We start from the raw sequence: 17,018 nt of genomic DNA on the forward strand, positions 1-17,018 counted from the left end.
GGTATGGCTCAAAGTCTGAGTCACACCCTTTTTTAGGCTCTACAATCCTACCTCAATATGTCTAAAATTCTCAAAATCAAATAACCCTAAGTCTGTTAATTTTAAGGATGGAATAACAGGCAACGTAAGAAATGAGAGGGTTAAAAATGGATTGGAATTCCCATGGAAATCTAACTTCGTTAATGCATTTTTAATATTTTTTAATTCGGTGTGAACGATTGAATAATCCTGGTTAGAAATCAACCCGGCAATAGTTAAGGGAAGGGATGCAATGACTTCGCCTTGTTTTACTACTACTAGCCCACCATTCATTTTCTTTAATGCATTTACAGCTGAAATGATATCGCCATCATTTGTGCCTGTGCAAACTAAGTTGTGTGAATCATGTGCAATTGTAGTGGCAATTGCTCCATCTTTCATTCCGAACCCCTTTACAATTCCGAGTCCTATGTTGCCTGTGTTTTTATGTCTTTCAACGACAACAAGCTTTAGTTGATCATGTTCTATAGATGGTTTAAAGCACCCATATTCTGTAGTAACGGATTCATTCAATTTTTTTGTTGTGAGTTGATTGGGGGTGATTCCAATCACATTGGCTCTGCTGCTTTCACCTATGGGAATTTGAAGATTTAATTCTGAAATTCCTGGAAAATGGATTGTATTCGTTAATTCTGCTGTTGGTTCTTGCTTGACAATTGATTCTCCCACGTATTTCCCTTTAGCTGCTACCAGTTTGCCCGATTTATATACTTCAGATATTTGAACATCTTTCAAATCATCCAAAAATAATAAATCAGCCTCATAACCAGGTGCGATAGCGCCTTTTTGGTTAAGCCCATAGCATTCAGCAGCATTCAATGAAGCCATTTGAATGGCTAAAAAAGGGTCAATACCATTATTTATGGCTAACCGTACATTATGGTCAATGCTTCCTTCCACCACTAAATCATCAATATGTTTATCATCCGTACAAAATAAACAGCGGCGTGCATTTTGGAAGTTAACAACTTTAATAAGGGATTGCAAATCTTTTGCAACGGATCCTTCACGAATCAAAAGGTACATCCCACGTCTTAAACGGTCTAATGCATCTTCGACCATGTAACATTCATGGTCTGTTCTTATCCCCGCAGCCCTATAAATATTGACTGCATTAGCATTCAATCCAGCTAGATGCCCATCGATCAGTTGACTATTGCTGTATGTCATAAGCAGCTTATCTACAATCGAATCCTCAGCATTCTGTAAGGAAGGATAATCCATTACTTCTGCAAGTCCAATCACTCTTTTATATTTGAAAAAAGTTTCTAAATCATGTGCTTCTAATATCGCACCTGAATTTTCATATGGTGTCGCTGGAACACTTGAAGGTAACATGAAATATATATCTAAAGGGATGCCCTCGGAATTTTCAATCATAAACTGTATTCCATTACTACCAGAAACATTTGCAATTTCGTGAGGGTCTGTAATGACGGTAGTAACTCCATGAGGGAGGACGACTTTTGCAAATTCTGTCGGCGTAACCATAGAAGATTCGATATGAACATGACCATCAATGAAGCCAGGAGAAATGTATCGATTTTTTGCATCAATGATATGTAGCCCTTCAAAGTTGCCAATCCCCACAATCATCCCATCGGCAATGGCAATATCACCGTCCAAAATATCAAGATTGAAAACGTCGATAATCCTTCCGTTTTTTATGACAATGTCAGCGGGGATCTTTTTACTGGCAACATGGATGCGTTTAATGAATTGATTTTTATCAATAGCCATGGATTAATCTCTCCCTAATAAAAAATAAAACCCTAGGTATATCTAGGGTTGACATAGAGAAGGACAATTAGACTATATAATAAAATACATTATTCTAATCCCTCTCGTAGTCAAACCATTTACGGTAGTTTGGTAGAAACTTATGGACCATATTTCCAAGATTATACGAGTGATAATTTTATTCAGCTTTAAAAATGTTATTTCACATTGTATATGTCATGAAACAAATGTGTCAATGTCATTCCTTTACAGTTGTTAAATACGCTTTTTTCAAAGGGTTTAATTACAGGTAAGCTGAGCATCAATAAGTGGATTTTGAAAGATGTATGATAATATATATACTAAATTGCTGATTAAATGAGGTGTTCAACATGAAAATAGAAGTATGGTCTGATTTTGTCTGCCCATTTTGTTATATTGGAAAACGTCGTTTAGAAATGGCGCTTGCTAATTTTCCAAACAAAGAAGACGTGGAAGTGGAATTTAAGAGCTTTGAGTTAGATTCAAATGCGCCAAAGAATAGTGAGGTCCATATTAATGAGGCTCTTGCAAAGAAGTATGGCATGAGTGTAGAGGATGCCAAGCGAGCTAATGATGGACTTAAAAAGCAAGCAGCTACAGTTGGTTTGGATTTTAATTTTGATAATATGAAGCCAACCAATACATTTGATGCACATCGGTTAACTAAATATGCAAAAACAGTTGGAAAAGAAAAAGAACTGACAGAAAAACTGCTTGCTGCATATTTTACAGAATCCAAGAATCTTGGCAATCAAGAAACATTACTTGATATTTGTGAGTCTGTTGGATTAGTACGTAGTTCAGCACTGGCTGTACTCCATAATGAAAGCGAATTTGCTAATGATGTGAGAATTGATCAAGCTATTGCTGGGCAATATGGCATTCGTGGAGTACCATATTTTATCATTAATCAAAAATATGCCATTTCAGGCGCACAACCAACAGAAACCTTCATTAGCGCTCTTCAAAAGGTTTGGGATGAAGAAAATTCACAACCAATACTTCAAGAGCTTTCCTCTGAAAATGGTGGAAGTGAGTTTTGTACGGATGAGGGCTGTGTAGTTCCAGATAAGGAAGAGGATCAAAATTAGTAAATATCAAGAGGAAAATAGCTTTGCAAAGAGGGCGACTCATATTTTTTGAGTTGCCCTCATTTTATTTTGTTTCAGAATTATTCACCATTAACATACAAACTAACGCTAATACCATACTACCAGCTGCAGCAAAAAATAAAATTCCATAACCGTATATGTCAATGAACAAGCCTAAAATGGGTGGTGAAAAAATGGCTGCTAATGAAGAAACCAAATAGTATAATCCGGTCCGTGTTCCATAGCTATGTTCATTTCCAGTAGACACAATAAAAGGGTAGGCGTTGATATTGATACATGCCCAAAAAATCCCGCCAATTAATAACATGGTACGTAAGTAAAAGACAGATTGTACCCAACTTAATGTTAAAAAAACAAAACATAAGCCGATGATTCCGATTATAATTATTTTTTTCTTGCCAAATTTTGCGCCTAATAATCCACAGGGGATAGAGGATATTACGAAGCTTAATGAAAAAAAGGCTAAGGAAAAAGCGGATGCACTTTTAGATAGCCCCATTTCATTTACTCCATACAAAGTAAATAATGCTTCCATTCCTTGAATAGCAATAAACCAAAAAAAGATAGCTGCCAAAAGAAAAAGGGTTGGTGAATTTAATTCCATCCTATAGTTTATTTCCGAAGATGGCGAAACGGACTTATAGGGAATACAATCACGATTTTCTTTAATGTTAGTGTAAATAACCCATAAAGCAATTAAGAATACTGCTGAGACTGCCAAAAAAGGAAGAGATTCTTCAATATTAAATAAAATAGCACCGATGCTAAAGGCAAATATTGCCCCGCATCCACCCATGAAATTAATCACACCATTCGCTTTTGTTCGACTTGATTCTGGTGTAATATCTGGCATTAATGCAATAGTGGGAGAGCGGAAAATAGCCATGGATAAATTCATACATATCATCAATATGATTAGAGAAATTAAACTATTGTGGAATGGGATGATAGCAAAAAATAATGCAGCAATTGGTATTCCGAATAGCAAATATGGCATTCTTCGACCATAGCGTGTATTCGTTCGATCACTTCGGTTACCTATATAGGGCTGTAGAAAAAGAGCGATATAATTATCAATGGTCATAAGAAACCCAATAAGAGCTGTACTAGTAAGATAATCATTGAGAAAGAATGGTACAAATCCGTTATATAAGGACCACCCTAAACTAATACTGAAAAATCCAAATCCTAATAACCAAGTTTTTTTCATCGCATGTCTCCCTTAACGAAATGATGAATCAATTTTAAATAAGAGAAAATGGGCATTTGGAGGAAATAGTTTTCAAGTTTTAGAGGGGATAGGAGAAACTGTATAAGAATTAATTAGGTAACATGGGATACGTTTCTTTATTAATTCATTATACTCCGCAGGGTTAGGATTAGAATTTATCTACAAATATTAAACTAGCAATTTAAAGTATATGAGTGAAGGGTTTTTCAGGTAAATCACCCTAAGACACTAAAAATAGTAATATTATTTTTGAAAAGAATTAATATTATTTTTTCAACAAGTGGATGTCCCCAGCATAATTTATGGATAAAACCAACTTTACAAAGGGGAATACTCAGTATTATTCACCCACATACGGAATTACGTTATATCAATGATAAAATCGGTTTTGGAGTTTTTGCAACTGAGTTCATCCCTAAAGGGACTATAGTCTGGGCTTTAGATGAACTCGATCAAATTCTCGAACCAGAATATATTGAAGGTTTAAATCATTATAATCGGGATGTGCTTAAGAAATACTCGTATCGAAATCAAGAGGGCAAATACATTCTTTGTTGGGATCTTGGGAGATTTGTAAACCACAGTTTTCACGCGAATTGTCTAGGGACTGCCTATGAATTTGAAGTGGCTATCAGGGATATTTTTCCTGGAGAGCAATTAACAGACGATTATGGCTCATTAAATATAGATTATCCATTTGAAGCTATGCCAGAAGAAGGAACAGAACGAAGAATTGTTTATCCCGATGACCTTCTTTATTACTCGGAGGAATGGGATCGTAAGGTGATTAGTGCTTTAAAGCATTTTAATGAAGTTGAGCAACCACTATTACATTTGATTCAACCCCAATTTATTGAAAAGGTGCAAATAGCTGCCAAAGAACAAATTCTACTCGACTCAATAAAATCCATTTACTTTCACCGAAGGAATTATAAAAAATGAAAAAATGTCTCTCAATTCATGAGATTTTGGTAAAAAAAGAACCCTTGGCAATTACCGCCAAGGGTCCCTATTCTATATATAATCCTTATTGAAATGAGCGTTCTAAATCATCGATTAATGACCCTACATATGAAACTGCTTGCTGGATTGGATCTGGCTTCGACATGTCTACCCCTGCAAGCTTTAATAACTCAAGCGGTTTCATTGTTCCACCTGCACGTAGAACGTCTAGCCAGCGATCTACAGCTGGTTGTCCTTCTTCCTGAATTAATTGTGCAACAGCAGTAGAGGCAGTTAAGCCAGCAGAGTAGGTGTAAGGGTATAATCCCATGTAATAATGAGGCTGTCTCATCCAAGTAAGCGCTGCCCCTTCATCAATTTCCACCGTATCTCCCCAGAATTCAACAAGAACGGCTTCTTTTACCTCTGTTAATGCTTTAGCTGTAAGTGCTTTACCGTCTTCTGCAAGTGCATATACTCTACGCTGAAACTCAGCTTCAAGCAAATGGGTGACGAAGTTGTGATAATAAGTACCTAATAATTGTAGGATTACCCAGCGTTTCATTTGTTTATCTTTATTTTGAGAAAGTAAATGTTGTCCTAATAATAGTTCATTCATCGTGGATGGTGCCTCAATGAAATACATCGATGGTCGAACATTCATGATTCTTTGATTTTTATTTGCTAAAAAAAAGTGACCTGCATGACCATATTCATGCGCTAACGTGAAGCATCCACGCATATTATCTGCCCATGTAATAAGGATATACGGATGGGAGCCATATGGACTTGAACAGAAAGCTCCTGTTGATTTACCAACATTGTCTGCTAAATCTACCCATCTTTCTTTTAATCCCTTTTCAATGATTTCACTGTACTCAGGCCCCATTACTTTTAATGAATCGTGAATTAGTTTACTAGCTTCTTCGTATGTAATTTTAGGGTTGAATTCTGGATCAAGAGGTGCTTTCAAATCGCAAAACATCATTCGATCGAGTCCCAAAACATTCTTTTTCAATTGGGCGAAACGACGCATATGAGGTGCTAATTCTTTAAAAATGATATCTAGCTGGTTATTGTACATTTCCAATGATACTTGATGAGGCTCTAATAACATATGTGTTACCGATTCATATTTACGTAAACGAGACAGGGTTACCTGTTTTGTGACCTCTGTAGCGTAAGTAGTTGCGATCGTATTTTTATACTGTTTTAATGTCGAAACAAAAGATTTATAGGCTTTTCTACGAACTTCTGTGTCAGGAGAAAACTCATAGCGGCTTTCAAAAAGCGCAAAGGATACAGGCAATTCGTTTCCTTCTTCATCTAAGATAGGTGAAAATGACATATCTGCTAGCTTTGCCATTTCATAGATTTTATACGGTGAACCATGAACCTCACCCAATGAAGCAAGGACTTCTTCTGTTTCAGGGCTTAGTTTATGCTTTTTTGTTTCAAGCATCTCTAATAGATTTTTCTTAAATGGTTCTAGTGCAGCCTCTTCTTTAAGATATTTTTCTACCGTTTCTACCTCTAATGCAAGGATTTCAGAAGATATGAAAGACAAAGCTGCCATAGATTTTGTACGCAAAGCGGAGATTTTCGAAGCATTAGCTTGATTAATAGGATCTGTTCCATCCGTAGATTGTTTTAACCCTGCAAATGTCATAACCTTTATAAGTTTCATCGATAGTTGTTCTTGTGCAGTTAGACACTCAAGCAATGCTTTTGGCCCTGTATGTAATGTTCCTTTAAAGCCATCAAATTTTTTTATCTCTTCTTCTATTTCCCTTATCTCTTCTTCCCATGCACTCTCAGAAGTGAATAAATCAGAGAGGTCCCATGTTAATTCTACAGGAACTTCAGTACGTGTAAGACGTTTTTCAATCGTTTTTACCATTTTTATCTCCTCCTTACTTTTCTATGTATAATGATATATTGTTAGAAAATTTAGTCAAATATATTTAACTATTTATTTACAAAAATAATAGTATTTTGGTAATTTCACAAAATATTATATTCAGTAACTGTTATTAACTTCGTTTCAGCGGATGTTGTAAACAAACAAGGGTTTAAAGTAACAACAACTCCCAAAACTGTGACAGTAGTACAACCATAATTTTACAATAATTTGTAAAGTGATATTACAGAAAAAGCTCATCCTTTTGTATTGATACATGGATGAGCTTTTTCTATGTGTATTTTACCATTTATAAACATTTTACTTGTTTTATTTTTTAATAATTGATATATTCTTAATATTCTAAAATAGTATATTGTAAAAACAAGGAGGTTTTAAATGTGAGCAAAAAAATCGTGATCGGAATTTTAGTGGTTATACCTTTTATTCTTTTGTTAGTTGCAATTCCTTTTGTAAATCGAATTGAGCCTTTCATTCTTGGGCTGCCATTCCTACATTTTTGGCTAGCTTTAGGGATGATTATCACACCACTATGCACATATGGGATTTATCAAATCCAGAAATCTGAAGGGAGCATTGAATGATGCAAGGTAATCTTACAGCTTTGTTAATCACAAGTTTCATAGTTTTATCAGTTGTATTAATCGGATTTATTGCTGGACGGGATAAAGCGAGTAGAAGCTCTGTCGAAGAATGGTCTGTTGGTGGAAGACGATTTGGAGCATTGTTAGTTTGGTTATTAATAGGTGCTGACCTTTACACTGCTTATACATTTTTAGGGTTAACTAGCACAGCCTATTCAGCTGGGAGTCTAGCTTTCTTCTCAATTCCTTATACAATTATTGCATTTTTTATTTCTTATTTCTTTTTACCAAAGTTATGGAAAGTGTCTAAAATACATAAATTAACAACGCTTGCTGATTATGCTAAGGAAAGGTTTGATAGTAAATTACTTTCTTTATTAATCGCAATTGTTGGAGTGTTAATGCTTATACCTTATATTGATTTACAGTTAGCTGGGATTCAAGATACGTTAACAGTAGCTGGAACAGGATACATCAATGTCAAAGTTGTTGTAATCCTATCATTTTTACTAGTAGCGCTTTATACATTCTTTAGCGGGATAAAAGGACCTACCTATACAGCTATTATTAAAGATATTTTAGTATGGGTCATTATGTTATTCCTTGTTGCGTCACTTCCAATCATCCATTTTGGAGGTTGGGGATCCATGATGGATAAACTCGTTGTAGATTCTCCGCAGCTTTTAACGATTCCTACAACAGGTCCAAAAGGTATACCATGGTTTGTCACAGCATCATTAGTTTCTGGATTGGCTTTATTTATGTGGGCCCATGCCGCAACTGGCGTATTTACTGCTAAAAGTGCGGACGCTCTTCGTAAAAATGCAATCTTTTTGCCACTTTATAATATTGTTTTGATTCTTGTTATTTTCTTAGGTTTTGTTGCCTTTCATGTACTGCCAGAAGGAAGCAATCCACGTTTCGCATTATTACATTTAATTCAAATGTCATACGGTGGTGTTGTTCAAGGTTTAGCATATTCTACTATTGCACTGGCATCACTTATTCCTTGCTCAATTATGGCGATCGGCGCTTCAAACCTTTTTGCGAATAATATTTATCGTGATTTCATTAATCCCAATGTAAAGCCTGCTAAATTAACAATGATTACTCGCTCGATGGTATTTGTCGTAATTGGTTTAGCATTGATCTTTGGGATGCTATTCCCGACAGCACTTGTATCTCTTCAGCTTTTAGGTGTTTCTGGAATGGTTCAAATCTTCCCTGCAATTGTCTTTAGTCTGTTCTGGAGAAGACAAACGAAAGAGGCTACAATCATCGGTTTAATCGTTGGATTAATTGTAACCTTTACTGTGTATGCAACTGGAAGTTCATTCGGTATTTATGAAGGTTTCTGGGGATTACTTGCAAACGTAGCAGTACTAGTTGTACTAAATCCTATTTTCGAAAAGAAGGCATTGCTAAAAACGAATCCAATCATCGAACAATTATTTTCGAAGCAAGCAGAATCAGAGAAACTTTCAAAGAAAAGTGCTTAATGTTTTTTCTACCAATAAGGTTCTTGTCAAATGGAGGGCGACTCTCAAAATTGAAGAGTCAGCCCTTTTTTTATTGACTGCATACTTTAGAAAAAACTCGGTGCATATTTAATCCAATAATATAAAACATAAAACCAACTGAAAATGCCGTGTATGATTGCCCAACCGATTGATTGATATGCCGTGTATGAGATAACCATTGCAAGGCAGCTTCCGAAGCCAACTCCATTTTTTATGACCGTTTTTGTTTTATACGGTTTTTGGTGACAGGAGTGAGTCATTGGATTTCCTCCCTTCATATTTCTTTCACTTCCTCAATTTAATGTTATTGAGAAAGTAAGGAGAATATTTCAGGTGAAAAATAAAAAAGCCAACCTAAAACTCATTTCCCCTGAGTGTCTAGGTTGGCTTTTTGAAAATTTTTAGCTGTTTTTATAACGTTTTAGCTCCTAAGTAACGTGGTTTCCAATATGTGCTATTCATGTAGTCAATTTTAATTCCTTTTGAAGATGTTGCACTAATGAACTGGTTGTTACCTAAGTAAATCCCTACATGTGATGGTCCAGTTGAATACGTTTGGAAGAATACAAGATCCCCAACAACGGGAGCGCTTACTTTTAATCCAACGTTTGAGAAAAGACTAGCAGCTGTGCGAGGAAGTGCAACACCTTGTGAGTTCTTGAATACGTAGTAAATGTAGCCAGAGCAGTCAAATCCTGATGGGCTTGTCCCGCCCCATTTATAAGGAACTCCTATGAATTTTTTTGCATAGCTAACTAAGGAAGCAGTGTTGACATGATAAACGCCTAGTTTATTGAATGTATTTCGGCCAGAAATGCCGTCAGCAGTCAAACCCTTTGCGCTTTGAAACTTCCGTACAGCTCCAGTTGTAGATGTTCCATAATATTTAGTTAAAGATCCACCATATGTAAGGTATCCTTTTTGTTTCAACAATGTTTGAAGCTGTAAAACGTCATAATGTGTCATTGTTGGTCGTAATGTTTGGTCTCCGATATTGGCAGATGCACCCGTCGGTGAAAAAAGAAGTGTAGATGCTAAGACAGTGGTAGCTGCAGCGGATGAAATCCATTTTTTCATGTTGATTTGTTTCCTCCTAAAACTCTATTACTCTATGTATTTGTTATTATCCTACGATAAGAATGTAACAATAAACGCTCATTTCGGTTACAGTTATATTACAAATTTTAGGAGGTAAAACTTGCTAAAAAGTTAGGTATTGACTCTAGTTAAATCTCGATATTAAAGGCTTTTTCATGTGTATTTTGTAGTAGGGATATTAGGATTGTGTTTAAAATATTCCTCTAATTCCAAAATATTGAAATAACATTTTGGGTAGGTTTGGAAATGAAACCGAATTGTTGAAGGGTGTCAGAAAATTACCATTGAATACGAACGTATATTCTATTACTATTAAGGAGAAGACAAATACGAACATATATTCTGTTTTGAGGTGAGTAACGTGGAGTATGACAAAATGCCAAATCATCATATCTTGTGTGTGGATATGAAAAGCTTTTATGCGAGCTGTTCGGCTGTCATGAAGGGAGAAGATCCGCTTGAGTCATATATCGCCATTGTTGGGGATGAAAATCGTAAAGGGAGTGTCGTTTTGGCTGCTTCACCGCGACTAAAAAAAGAGTTTGGGATTAAAACAGGGTCCCGAATGTTTGAAATCCCGAATGATCCACGCATTCAATTTGTCGAACCGAAGATGTCGACTTATTTACGGATTTCTACGGAAATTACCCGGTTGTTTCAGCGCTACGTACCTAAGGAAGCGATTCATACGTATAGTGTCGATGAAAGTTTTTTAAAGGTCGATGGGGCGTTGCCTTTATGGGGAGATGTCAAAACGATAGCACAGAAAATCAAGGATGAAATTGAACGGGAATTCCAGCTTCCGTGTGCGATTGGAATTGGGCCGAACATGTTGCTTGCTAAATTGTGTCTGGACTTAGAAGCGAAAAAGAAAGGTATCGCGCAGTGGACATACGAAGATGTGAAGGAAAAACTTTGGAAGGTTTCACCGCTTAGTGAAATGTGGGGGATTGGGAGAAGGGTACAGAAAACCTTGAATGGCATGGGGATTTTCACGGTCGGTCAACTCGCAAATTATAGTTTGGAAAAGCTGGAGAAAAAATTTGGGGTCATGGGCAACCAGCTCTATTATCATGCATGGGGGATTGACTTGTCCGAGATTGGAGCCCCGATTATGGAGGGGCAAATCAGTTTTGGAAAGAGTCAAATTTTGCTTCGAGATTATAAAGAAGAACAAGAAATTAAACACGTTATTCTTGAAATATGTGAAGAAGTGGCCAGACGAGCGCGTACGCATAGGAAGGCAGGTAGAACAATCAGTCTTGGGATTGGCTATAGCCAGGATGAGTTTGGAGGTGGATTTTTACGTTCTAGGTCGATTGAGCAGCCTACTAACATCACTATGGATTTATACAAAGTTTGCCTTGAACTGTTCCGTGAACATTACGAAGGGAAGACGGTCAGGCAAATCTCTCTTTCGCTATCCAATATTACCGATGACGTTCAAATGCAGCTGACCTTGTTTGAGCCAAATCGATGGAAAAAAAGGGAGCTCGGGTATACAGTCGATCATATTCGAGGTCGTTTTGGCTCCAGGTCATTACTTCGTGCTGTCTCCTACACAGAAGCGGGAACGGCCGTTTATCGAAGCAAGCTAGTAGGGGGGCATAAAGCTTAGGGTTGAAAAGGGAGGGATGAACATGATTCGAGATCGAGGCCGAATTAAATGGACAGCGATGATGTTACCCGAACACGTCAAGATGTTACGGGATTGGGCGCACGAAGATACGTTTGAACAAAAGGCAGTACTCGATGAGCAGCAGCTAGAAGAAATGAATAGTATCATCGGGGAAGCGATGGAATGTCGTTCACTAGTCTCGATTACGTACTACGAAAATCGTCGTCATCATTTACTGATTGGATTTATTCATTATTACAATGATTTTAAAAAACAGCTCCATGTGGTTGATCGCTTTGAGGAAAATCATTATGTGGTTCTAAATGATATTGTGGATGTGCGTTTTTACTCGTAACAAATAAAAAAGCAGCACAATTGTGTGTGCTACTTCCTAGAAATCTAATTATTCAGCTGGCTGTTCTACACGTACAACAGATTCGAATTTTCCTTTATGAGATGCATCGCAATAAGGCATCTTAGCAGAAAGTCCACAGCGGCAAAGAGAAAATGCTGGTTTTGGTTCAAATACGTTGCCTGCTCCGTCAATAAGCTCAACATCACCAGTTACACGGAATGAACCGTTATCATTTACTTTGATTTGTACTTTAGTCATGAAAATCCTCCTTCAAAAGTTCACAGTATTGCTACATTTTACCTTAATCCTACCGATAAGTCTTTCCTTTTTCAATGTTTTTCTAAACATGCTACAATGAATACAGAAACAAATAAGGACTAGGTCAAGGGTATGCAATGAAGGAGAGGATCCAATGGAGATTACTTGGACAGATACAGCGAAAGACAAGTTGAATGAAAAGACACAAGGACTAAATGGTTATCTGAAATTAAAGTACGATACCGAAGGCTGTGGATGTGTAGTGAATGGAGTTCCTACTTTATGGTTTGTTTCTCAACTAGATGATGATGATCTAAAAGTAGAGACGAATGCAGGCGATATATATGTGGAAAAATCAAAACAAGTTTTCATGGATGACAGTATGAAAATTGATTTTGTTAAAGAGGCGAACAGCTTTCAATTAAAGAGCCCAGGCGGCATGTTGAATCCTAGAATGGGATTTGTAAAGAAAACGCACTGATTCGAGGGGGAATCAGTGCATTTTTCCATATTGGACGAGAAATTTATCCAATGCTTCTTCATATTCCTTCATGTTCTCATTCAATGATTGGGCATGAACTCCTTTAGTAGCGATAAACAATTGTTTCGGTCCCTGCTTCTGTTCGTAAAGACTACGGGTCATATCTGCAAGGATGAAGTCGTCATTCGCGCTATGAATGAACAAAATGGGGTTTTGAATCTCATTAATAGCTGTGATAGGAGAAACGTCCTTAAGAGTATAGCCTTCTCGTAGCTTCAGAAAGGCATCAGCAATCGGCATTACTAATGGAGAAGGGATTTTGAAGTCTACCTTCAGTCGATATTTCAATTGTTCAGTTAGATCTGAGAATGGGCAATCAACAATATAAAATGATGCATCATCACAAACTGTGCCACCGTATAACAATGCTGTGGCTGCTCCCATTGATTCACCGTGGATGCCAAAGTTCACATCATTTCCCTCACGCTTTTTTAACTCATCAATGACAGCTTTCAAGTCCCATTTTTCATAATGACCATAGCTACTCGTTTTACCACCAGAAAGGCCATGTCTGCGATGGTCATATATGATAGCGTTAAAGCCGCGTTCAATAAAAAGATTCATATATTTAACAGAATTATACTTGTTCTCAGTTATTCCATGGCAGAAAATCATCCATTTATTATTAGGGTATGGATGGACGAACAGACAATCAATTTCATATCCAAAAGGAGAGGGCACTTTTACCTTCGTTTGAGGCAGTTGTGCTAGTGCCTGTGGTGAAATCCGTTTTGCTCCCACTTCTCGATTCCAAATAAAATCATCCTCTTTTTTCTTCAAGAACATGATGCGATTAGTAAAAAACACACCAATTCCTACTATATATAAGATAAAGCCAAACAAAATCCAAAGTCCGCCTTTTTTCAAAGACCATCCCTCCATGATATTGGAAATTCATACATAGTATATATGAATTAGTGTACCACTAAATTTGAAAAAGTTTCCAAATAAGGTAAGTAACTTTATTTTTTCGATTCAACTTTGAAGCTGATTTGTGCATTTAGATTATAAGCTTTTTGACTGCTTTCGTTGGTTTTGATAAAAAAATCAGCAGTACCATTTACAACATAGTGCCCGATGGGGAATTGTTTGTTCATAATTTTTTTCATGAAATCCACATATTCCTTTTTATCCTCTGAACCGTAACCTCCACTACCTCCAGAGTAAGTTTTCCGAAGTGGCTGTCCTTTTTTTAGAATAGTAGCTATTAATGGTTCGTTAATAGGAAAATCAATGGTATAATTCCTTGTTTTCTCAATCATAGGAAAATAGAATGGAGATGCTGCATGATAAATGGTAATCTCTTCTTGATCACCAATATATTCTAACTCAGCAAATAAACTAACTGGCCCGCCCTCTTGGTAGACTTCTTTTTCAGTTGCAAGTCGATACACGAAATTCCCTTCCATAATCTCCGCACTAGTGTTTAGAAAATTACTGCCATCTAGTTGAGAGCTTTGTTTGTTGTCTGAGGAGCAACTTGATAATAAAAAAACAGCTGCAACCATCAAAAATAATCTCAAAACAATCACCTCCTGCTAAATATGACGAAGTAGTATGTCATGGAGTTACTTTCAAATCTACCTTTATAAAATCGTACCGGAAAATTTAAAAGCGAAAAAATTACGTAAATAACATAACAGGAATATAAAAACCATAGAAATCTTGTGATAATCAAAAAAGTACCATAAAAAACGCAAATTTTTATTATCAAACGTATTTTTAAATAAAAGTGCACAGATGTCTTATTTTCCTGCATAAAAAGCGATAATTACGCAAATTAACCAAATTTAATTAATCAAAACTTCATTATGTTATAATACTTATACAAGTAACAATGGAGGATCGTCCTATGAAAAAGAAAAAACCACAAGCTCACCGACCACAAGTAAACAGTCAAAAAGATGATAAATTAACGCTTGGCGATATGCTAAATGCCCAAATACTGAATCAACTCAAAGAAACAAAGTCTCAGTTGACTGCCGAAGAACAGGCGAAAAAAGAACAGGAAGAATTAAAAAGAAGAGAAGAGCTAAAAAGAAGAGAAAAAAATAAAACGTTTGAAGAATTATTAAATGAAACCCCGATGAATTGGGCTGATTACAAAAAATAAAAAAGGCTCCTGCCCGATTTAAACATAGGGTAGGAGCCTTTTTTGATAACATTAAATCCGATGGTCAGAATACACACTAGACTTTGAAATTTCTTTTATCCAACTCACCTCTTCAGGTGTCAAATGCCCTTCTTTTACAGCCCGAGCATTTTCACGTACCTGTTCGATAGAACTTGCACCAGGGATGACAGTTGCAACGGTTGGATGTGATAGTACATATTGAAGTGCCACTGCATTCATACTAACACAGCTGAATTTTTCACGTAGTGAATCGAGCAATTCCTTCAGTTCATTGAAGGAATAATCAAGGTAACCATTTTTTAATATACTTCCAGAAGCCTTATCGAGCATTTTTTGGCTTAAAAGTCCCTTTGCAAGAGGCCCCCTCGCAATCATGCTTATCGTGTGCTCATCCAAAATAGGCATAACTTCCTCAGGGCGTCGATCTAAAATGCTGAATTGCATCATGACTGAGGAAATGGAAGCTTTATTGGCAAATGAGTGAATCACATTAGGACGAATCGAAGAAATGCCATAATTCAAAATTAATCCTTCACGCTTTAATTCTTCGAAGGCTTCAATAACTTCCTCGTGATTATCTTCCATCGTTCCACCGTGTAATTGATATAGATCAATATAATCGGTTTGCAAACGACGAAGGCTTTCCTTTACTGCATCCAAAATATATGCTTTAGATGCATCCCATCTCCAGCCTTGTTTGTCATCATTCCATCGGTTTCCAACCTTTGTTGCAAGGATGATATTCTCACGGTGAAATTTGATGGCTTGTCCAACAAACTCTTCATTCAAACCAAAATCATAGAGATCTGCTGTATCGATGAAATTAATCCCTTCATCTAGAGCAACTGATATAATGTCAGCTGCTTTGGAAGAATTGGTTCCTAGCGACATCGCGCCAAGTCCAATTTGGGATACATATAAATCTGATTTACCTAATTGTCTTTTTTTCATTATGACCGCTCCTTCGAACCCTTTTAACTATATTGTAGCGAAAGAGCACGAACTTTCCTAAATAAACGCCTCTTCATGTTATTTTTTGCAAGAGTTGTTTTGCGAGATTCCATTTACCCATTGCTGCACGAATTCATAATGCTGCCCGTATTCTTTCAATTTGCGTTTGATCTCCCAAGCCTTTCCAGTCAAAGTAACTCCTTTTTCATGCACGTAGATTTTCATAGGATAACCTCCGATTGGTATAATGGTACAGTGTATGAATGAGAGAATAGAAAATAGAACTAGGAGAATGAAAATGAAGAAATTTGAAGAAGTCACGATTTCAACTCAATCTATCTATGCTGGTAAAGTGATTAGTCTGCAAGTTGATGAAGTAAGGCTTCCTGACGGAAAAACTAGTAAAAGGGAGATTGTAAAGCATCCAGGAGCTGTCGCTGTTATAGCCATTACTGATGAAGGAAAAATTATTATGGTAGAGCAATATCGTAAAGCAATGGAAAGAAGTCAAGTAGAAATACCTGCTGGCAAGCTTGAACCAGGGGAAGAGCCGATGAATACGGCAAAACGAGAGTTGGATGAAGAAACGGGATACGAATGTGAAACAATGGAGCCGCTAATCTCATTTTACACATCACCTGGATTTGCAGATGAAATCATCCATCTCTTTGTAGCAAAGGGATTAAAGAAAAAAGCTGTGTCAGCGGCTTGTGATGAAGATGAGTTTGTAGAATTGCTAGAGTTGACCTTAGAAGAAGCCCTACAATTTATTAAAGAGGAAAAAATTCAAGATGCCAAAACCGCTTACGCTGTCCAATATTTACAGCTACAGCAGTTAATGGGGAAATAAAATTTTGAAAGCATCGGATGTTTGAACTGCCCCCTGTAAAGTAGACATTGAAAATAATAAAAATGATTTAAGCGGCTTTAGCTCTATATTCCATAGGGCTAAG

Annotated in this window: 19 protein-coding genes and 1 riboswitch; of the genes, 9 read left to right on the forward strand and 10 right to left on the reverse strand. The window is 36.7% G+C overall.

All coding sequences use genetic code 11. The features are described 5' to 3' along the window. Positions 1-39: 39 nt before the first annotated feature. A complete protein-coding gene (gene ade, locus DBX25_RS11350) occupies positions 40-1,779 on the reverse strand; it encodes an adenine deaminase (RefSeq protein ID WP_108670910.1) in 1,740 nt (579 codons plus the stop codon). Positions 1,780-1,866: 87 nt separating this feature from the next. Next, positions 1,867-1,968, reverse strand: a riboswitch (purine riboswitch). A gap of 182 nt (positions 1,969-2,150) precedes the next feature. Here ade and DBX25_RS11355 point away from each other — a divergent pair. After that, positions 2,151-2,891, forward strand: coding sequence for a DsbA family oxidoreductase (locus DBX25_RS11355; RefSeq protein WP_108670911.1), 741 nt, complete (start codon positions 2,151-2,153; stop codon positions 2,889-2,891). Between the two features lie 64 nt (positions 2,892-2,955). On the opposite strand, the gene DBX25_RS11360 is transcribed toward DBX25_RS11355, so the two are convergent. After that, on the reverse strand, positions 2,956-4,122 hold the full coding sequence (locus DBX25_RS11360; RefSeq protein ID WP_108670912.1) for an MFS transporter: 1,167 nt from the start codon (positions 4,120-4,122) through the stop codon (positions 2,956-2,958). A gap of 270 nt (positions 4,123-4,392) precedes the next feature. Between DBX25_RS11360 and DBX25_RS11365 the strand changes: the two genes are divergently transcribed. Continuing rightward, on the forward strand, positions 4,393-5,085 hold the full coding sequence (locus DBX25_RS11365) for an SET domain-containing protein-lysine N-methyltransferase (protein WP_338066679.1): 693 nt from the start codon (positions 4,393-4,395) through the stop codon (positions 5,083-5,085). Positions 5,086-5,170: 85 nt separating this feature from the next. On the opposite strand, the gene pepF is transcribed toward DBX25_RS11365, so the two are convergent. After that, positions 5,171-6,985, reverse strand: coding sequence for an oligoendopeptidase F (pepF, locus tag DBX25_RS11370; protein ID WP_108670913.1), 1,815 nt, complete (start codon positions 6,983-6,985; stop codon positions 5,171-5,173). Between the two features lie 401 nt (positions 6,986-7,386). Here pepF and DBX25_RS11375 point away from each other — a divergent pair, with 401 nt between their 5' ends. Together DBX25_RS11375 and DBX25_RS11380 are read left to right on the forward strand one after the other, a co-directional pair. Then, entirely contained in the window at positions 7,387-7,590 is a 204-nt protein-coding gene (locus tag DBX25_RS11375; RefSeq protein ID WP_108670914.1) for a DUF3311 domain-containing protein, read from the forward strand. Further along, positions 7,590-9,089, forward strand: coding sequence for a sodium:solute symporter family protein (locus DBX25_RS11380; protein ID WP_108670940.1), 1,500 nt, complete (start codon positions 7,590-7,592; stop codon positions 9,087-9,089). The genes DBX25_RS11375 and DBX25_RS11380 overlap by 1 nt, the downstream gene beginning before the upstream one ends. Positions 9,090-9,175: 86 nt before the next feature. Here the strand turns inward: DBX25_RS11380 and DBX25_RS11385 are convergent, their stop codons facing one another. Then, positions 9,176-9,370 carry a hypothetical protein gene (locus DBX25_RS11385; protein ID WP_108670915.1) on the reverse strand — a complete coding sequence of 65 codons (195 nt, stop codon included), beginning with the start codon at positions 9,368-9,370 and terminating at the stop codon, positions 9,176-9,178. 151 nt (positions 9,371-9,521) lie between these two features. After that, positions 9,522-10,187, reverse strand: coding sequence for a C40 family peptidase (locus tag DBX25_RS11390; RefSeq protein WP_108670916.1), 666 nt, complete (start codon positions 10,185-10,187; stop codon positions 9,522-9,524). 397 nt (positions 10,188-10,584) lie between these two features. Between DBX25_RS11390 and DBX25_RS11395 the strand changes: the two genes are divergently transcribed. Together DBX25_RS11395 and DBX25_RS11400 are read left to right on the forward strand one after the other, a co-directional pair. Then, complete coding sequence (locus tag DBX25_RS11395) at positions 10,585-11,826, forward strand: Y-family DNA polymerase (RefSeq protein WP_108670917.1); 1,242 nt, start codon at positions 10,585-10,587, stop codon at positions 11,824-11,826. Positions 11,827-11,848: 22 nt separating this feature from the next. Further along, positions 11,849-12,181 (forward strand): YolD-like family protein, encoded by a 333-nt coding sequence (locus tag DBX25_RS11400; RefSeq protein ID WP_108670918.1) that lies wholly within the window; start codon positions 11,849-11,851, stop codon positions 12,179-12,181. A gap of 48 nt (positions 12,182-12,229) precedes the next feature. Here DBX25_RS11400 and DBX25_RS11405 read toward each other — a convergent pair whose 3' ends face one another. Then, positions 12,230-12,439: a CDGSH iron-sulfur domain-containing protein gene (locus DBX25_RS11405; RefSeq protein ID WP_108670919.1), complete on the reverse strand. Its 210-nt coding sequence runs from the start codon at positions 12,437-12,439 to the stop codon at positions 12,230-12,232. 154 nt (positions 12,440-12,593) lie between these two features. Here DBX25_RS11405 and DBX25_RS11410 point away from each other — a divergent pair, with 154 nt between their 5' ends. Continuing rightward, complete coding sequence (locus tag DBX25_RS11410) at positions 12,594-12,920, forward strand: iron-sulfur cluster biosynthesis family protein (RefSeq protein ID WP_108670920.1); 327 nt, start codon at positions 12,594-12,596, stop codon at positions 12,918-12,920. Between the two features lie 12 nt (positions 12,921-12,932). On the opposite strand, the gene DBX25_RS11415 is transcribed toward DBX25_RS11410, so the two are convergent. Beyond that, positions 12,933-13,847 carry an alpha/beta hydrolase gene (locus tag DBX25_RS11415; protein ID WP_240620250.1) on the reverse strand — a complete coding sequence of 305 codons (915 nt, stop codon included), beginning with the start codon at positions 13,845-13,847 and terminating at the stop codon, positions 12,933-12,935. A gap of 95 nt (positions 13,848-13,942) precedes the next feature. After that, positions 13,943-14,503: a hypothetical protein gene (locus DBX25_RS11420; protein WP_205685214.1), complete on the reverse strand. Its 561-nt coding sequence runs from the start codon at positions 14,501-14,503 to the stop codon at positions 13,943-13,945. Between the two features lie 329 nt (positions 14,504-14,832). On the opposite strand from DBX25_RS11420, the gene DBX25_RS11425 reads away from it, so the two are divergent. Next, positions 14,833-15,093: a YqkE family protein gene (locus DBX25_RS11425; protein ID WP_108670922.1), complete on the forward strand. Its 261-nt coding sequence runs from the start codon at positions 14,833-14,835 to the stop codon at positions 15,091-15,093. A 51-nt stretch (positions 15,094-15,144) separates the two neighbouring features. On the opposite strand, the gene DBX25_RS11430 is transcribed toward DBX25_RS11425, so the two are convergent. After that, entirely contained in the window at positions 15,145-16,065 is a 921-nt protein-coding gene (locus DBX25_RS11430; RefSeq protein ID WP_108670923.1) for an aldo/keto reductase, read from the reverse strand. Between the two features lie 78 nt (positions 16,066-16,143). Then, complete coding sequence (mciZ, locus tag DBX25_RS11435; protein WP_108670924.1) at positions 16,144-16,290, reverse strand: Z-ring formation inhibitor MciZ; 147 nt, start codon at positions 16,288-16,290, stop codon at positions 16,144-16,146. Positions 16,291-16,363: 73 nt separating this feature from the next. On the opposite strand from mciZ, the gene DBX25_RS11440 reads away from it, so the two are divergent. Beyond that, the gene (locus DBX25_RS11440) at positions 16,364-16,915 is read left to right on the forward strand and encodes an NUDIX domain-containing protein (RefSeq protein WP_108670925.1); all 552 of its coding nucleotides are present in this window, start codon (positions 16,364-16,366) and stop codon (positions 16,913-16,915) included. Positions 16,916-17,018 lie beyond the last annotated feature (103 nt).

The organism is Peribacillus acanthi (assembly GCF_003073175.1).
GTDB classification, from domain to species: Bacteria; Bacillota; Bacilli; order Bacillales; family DSM-1321; genus Bacillus_BN; species Bacillus_BN acanthi.

Coding starts and splice junctions, on each gene's coding strand:
- ade (WP_108670910.1), bottom strand. CDS start 1,779: ATGGCTATTGATAAAAATCAATTCATTAAACGCATCCATGTTGCCAGT.
- DBX25_RS11355 (WP_108670911.1), top strand. CDS start 2,151: ATGAAAATAGAAGTATGGTCTGATTTTGTCTGCCCATTTTGTTATATT.
- DBX25_RS11360 (WP_108670912.1), bottom strand. CDS start 4,122: ATGAAAAAAACTTGGTTATTAGGATTTGGATTTTTCAGTATTAGTTTA.
- pepF (WP_108670913.1), bottom strand. CDS start 6,985: ATGGTAAAAACGATTGAAAAACGTCTTACACGTACTGAAGTTCCTGTA.
- DBX25_RS11380 (WP_108670940.1), top strand. CDS start 7,590: ATGCAAGGTAATCTTACAGCTTTGTTAATCACAAGTTTCATAGTTTTA.
- DBX25_RS11385 (WP_108670915.1), bottom strand. CDS start 9,370: ATGACTCACTCCTGTCACCAAAAACCGTATAAAACAAAAACGGTCATA.
- DBX25_RS11390 (WP_108670916.1), bottom strand. CDS start 10,187: ATGAAAAAATGGATTTCATCCGCTGCAGCTACCACTGTCTTAGCATCT.
- DBX25_RS11395 (WP_108670917.1), top strand. CDS start 10,585: ATGCCAAATCATCATATCTTGTGTGTGGATATGAAAAGCTTTTATGCG.
- DBX25_RS11400 (WP_108670918.1), top strand. CDS start 11,849: ATGATTCGAGATCGAGGCCGAATTAAATGGACAGCGATGATGTTACCC.
- DBX25_RS11405 (WP_108670919.1), bottom strand. CDS start 12,439: ATGACTAAAGTACAAATCAAAGTAAATGATAACGGTTCATTCCGTGTA.
- DBX25_RS11410 (WP_108670920.1), top strand. CDS start 12,594: ATGGAGATTACTTGGACAGATACAGCGAAAGACAAGTTGAATGAAAAG.
- DBX25_RS11425 (WP_108670922.1), top strand. CDS start 14,833: ATGAAAAAGAAAAAACCACAAGCTCACCGACCACAAGTAAACAGTCAA.
- DBX25_RS11430 (WP_108670923.1), bottom strand. CDS start 16,065: ATGAAAAAAAGACAATTAGGTAAATCAGATTTATATGTATCCCAAATT.
- mciZ (WP_108670924.1), bottom strand. CDS start 16,290: ATGAAAATCTACGTGCATGAAAAAGGAGTTACTTTGACTGGAAAGGCT.
- DBX25_RS11440 (WP_108670925.1), top strand. CDS start 16,364: ATGAAGAAATTTGAAGAAGTCACGATTTCAACTCAATCTATCTATGCT.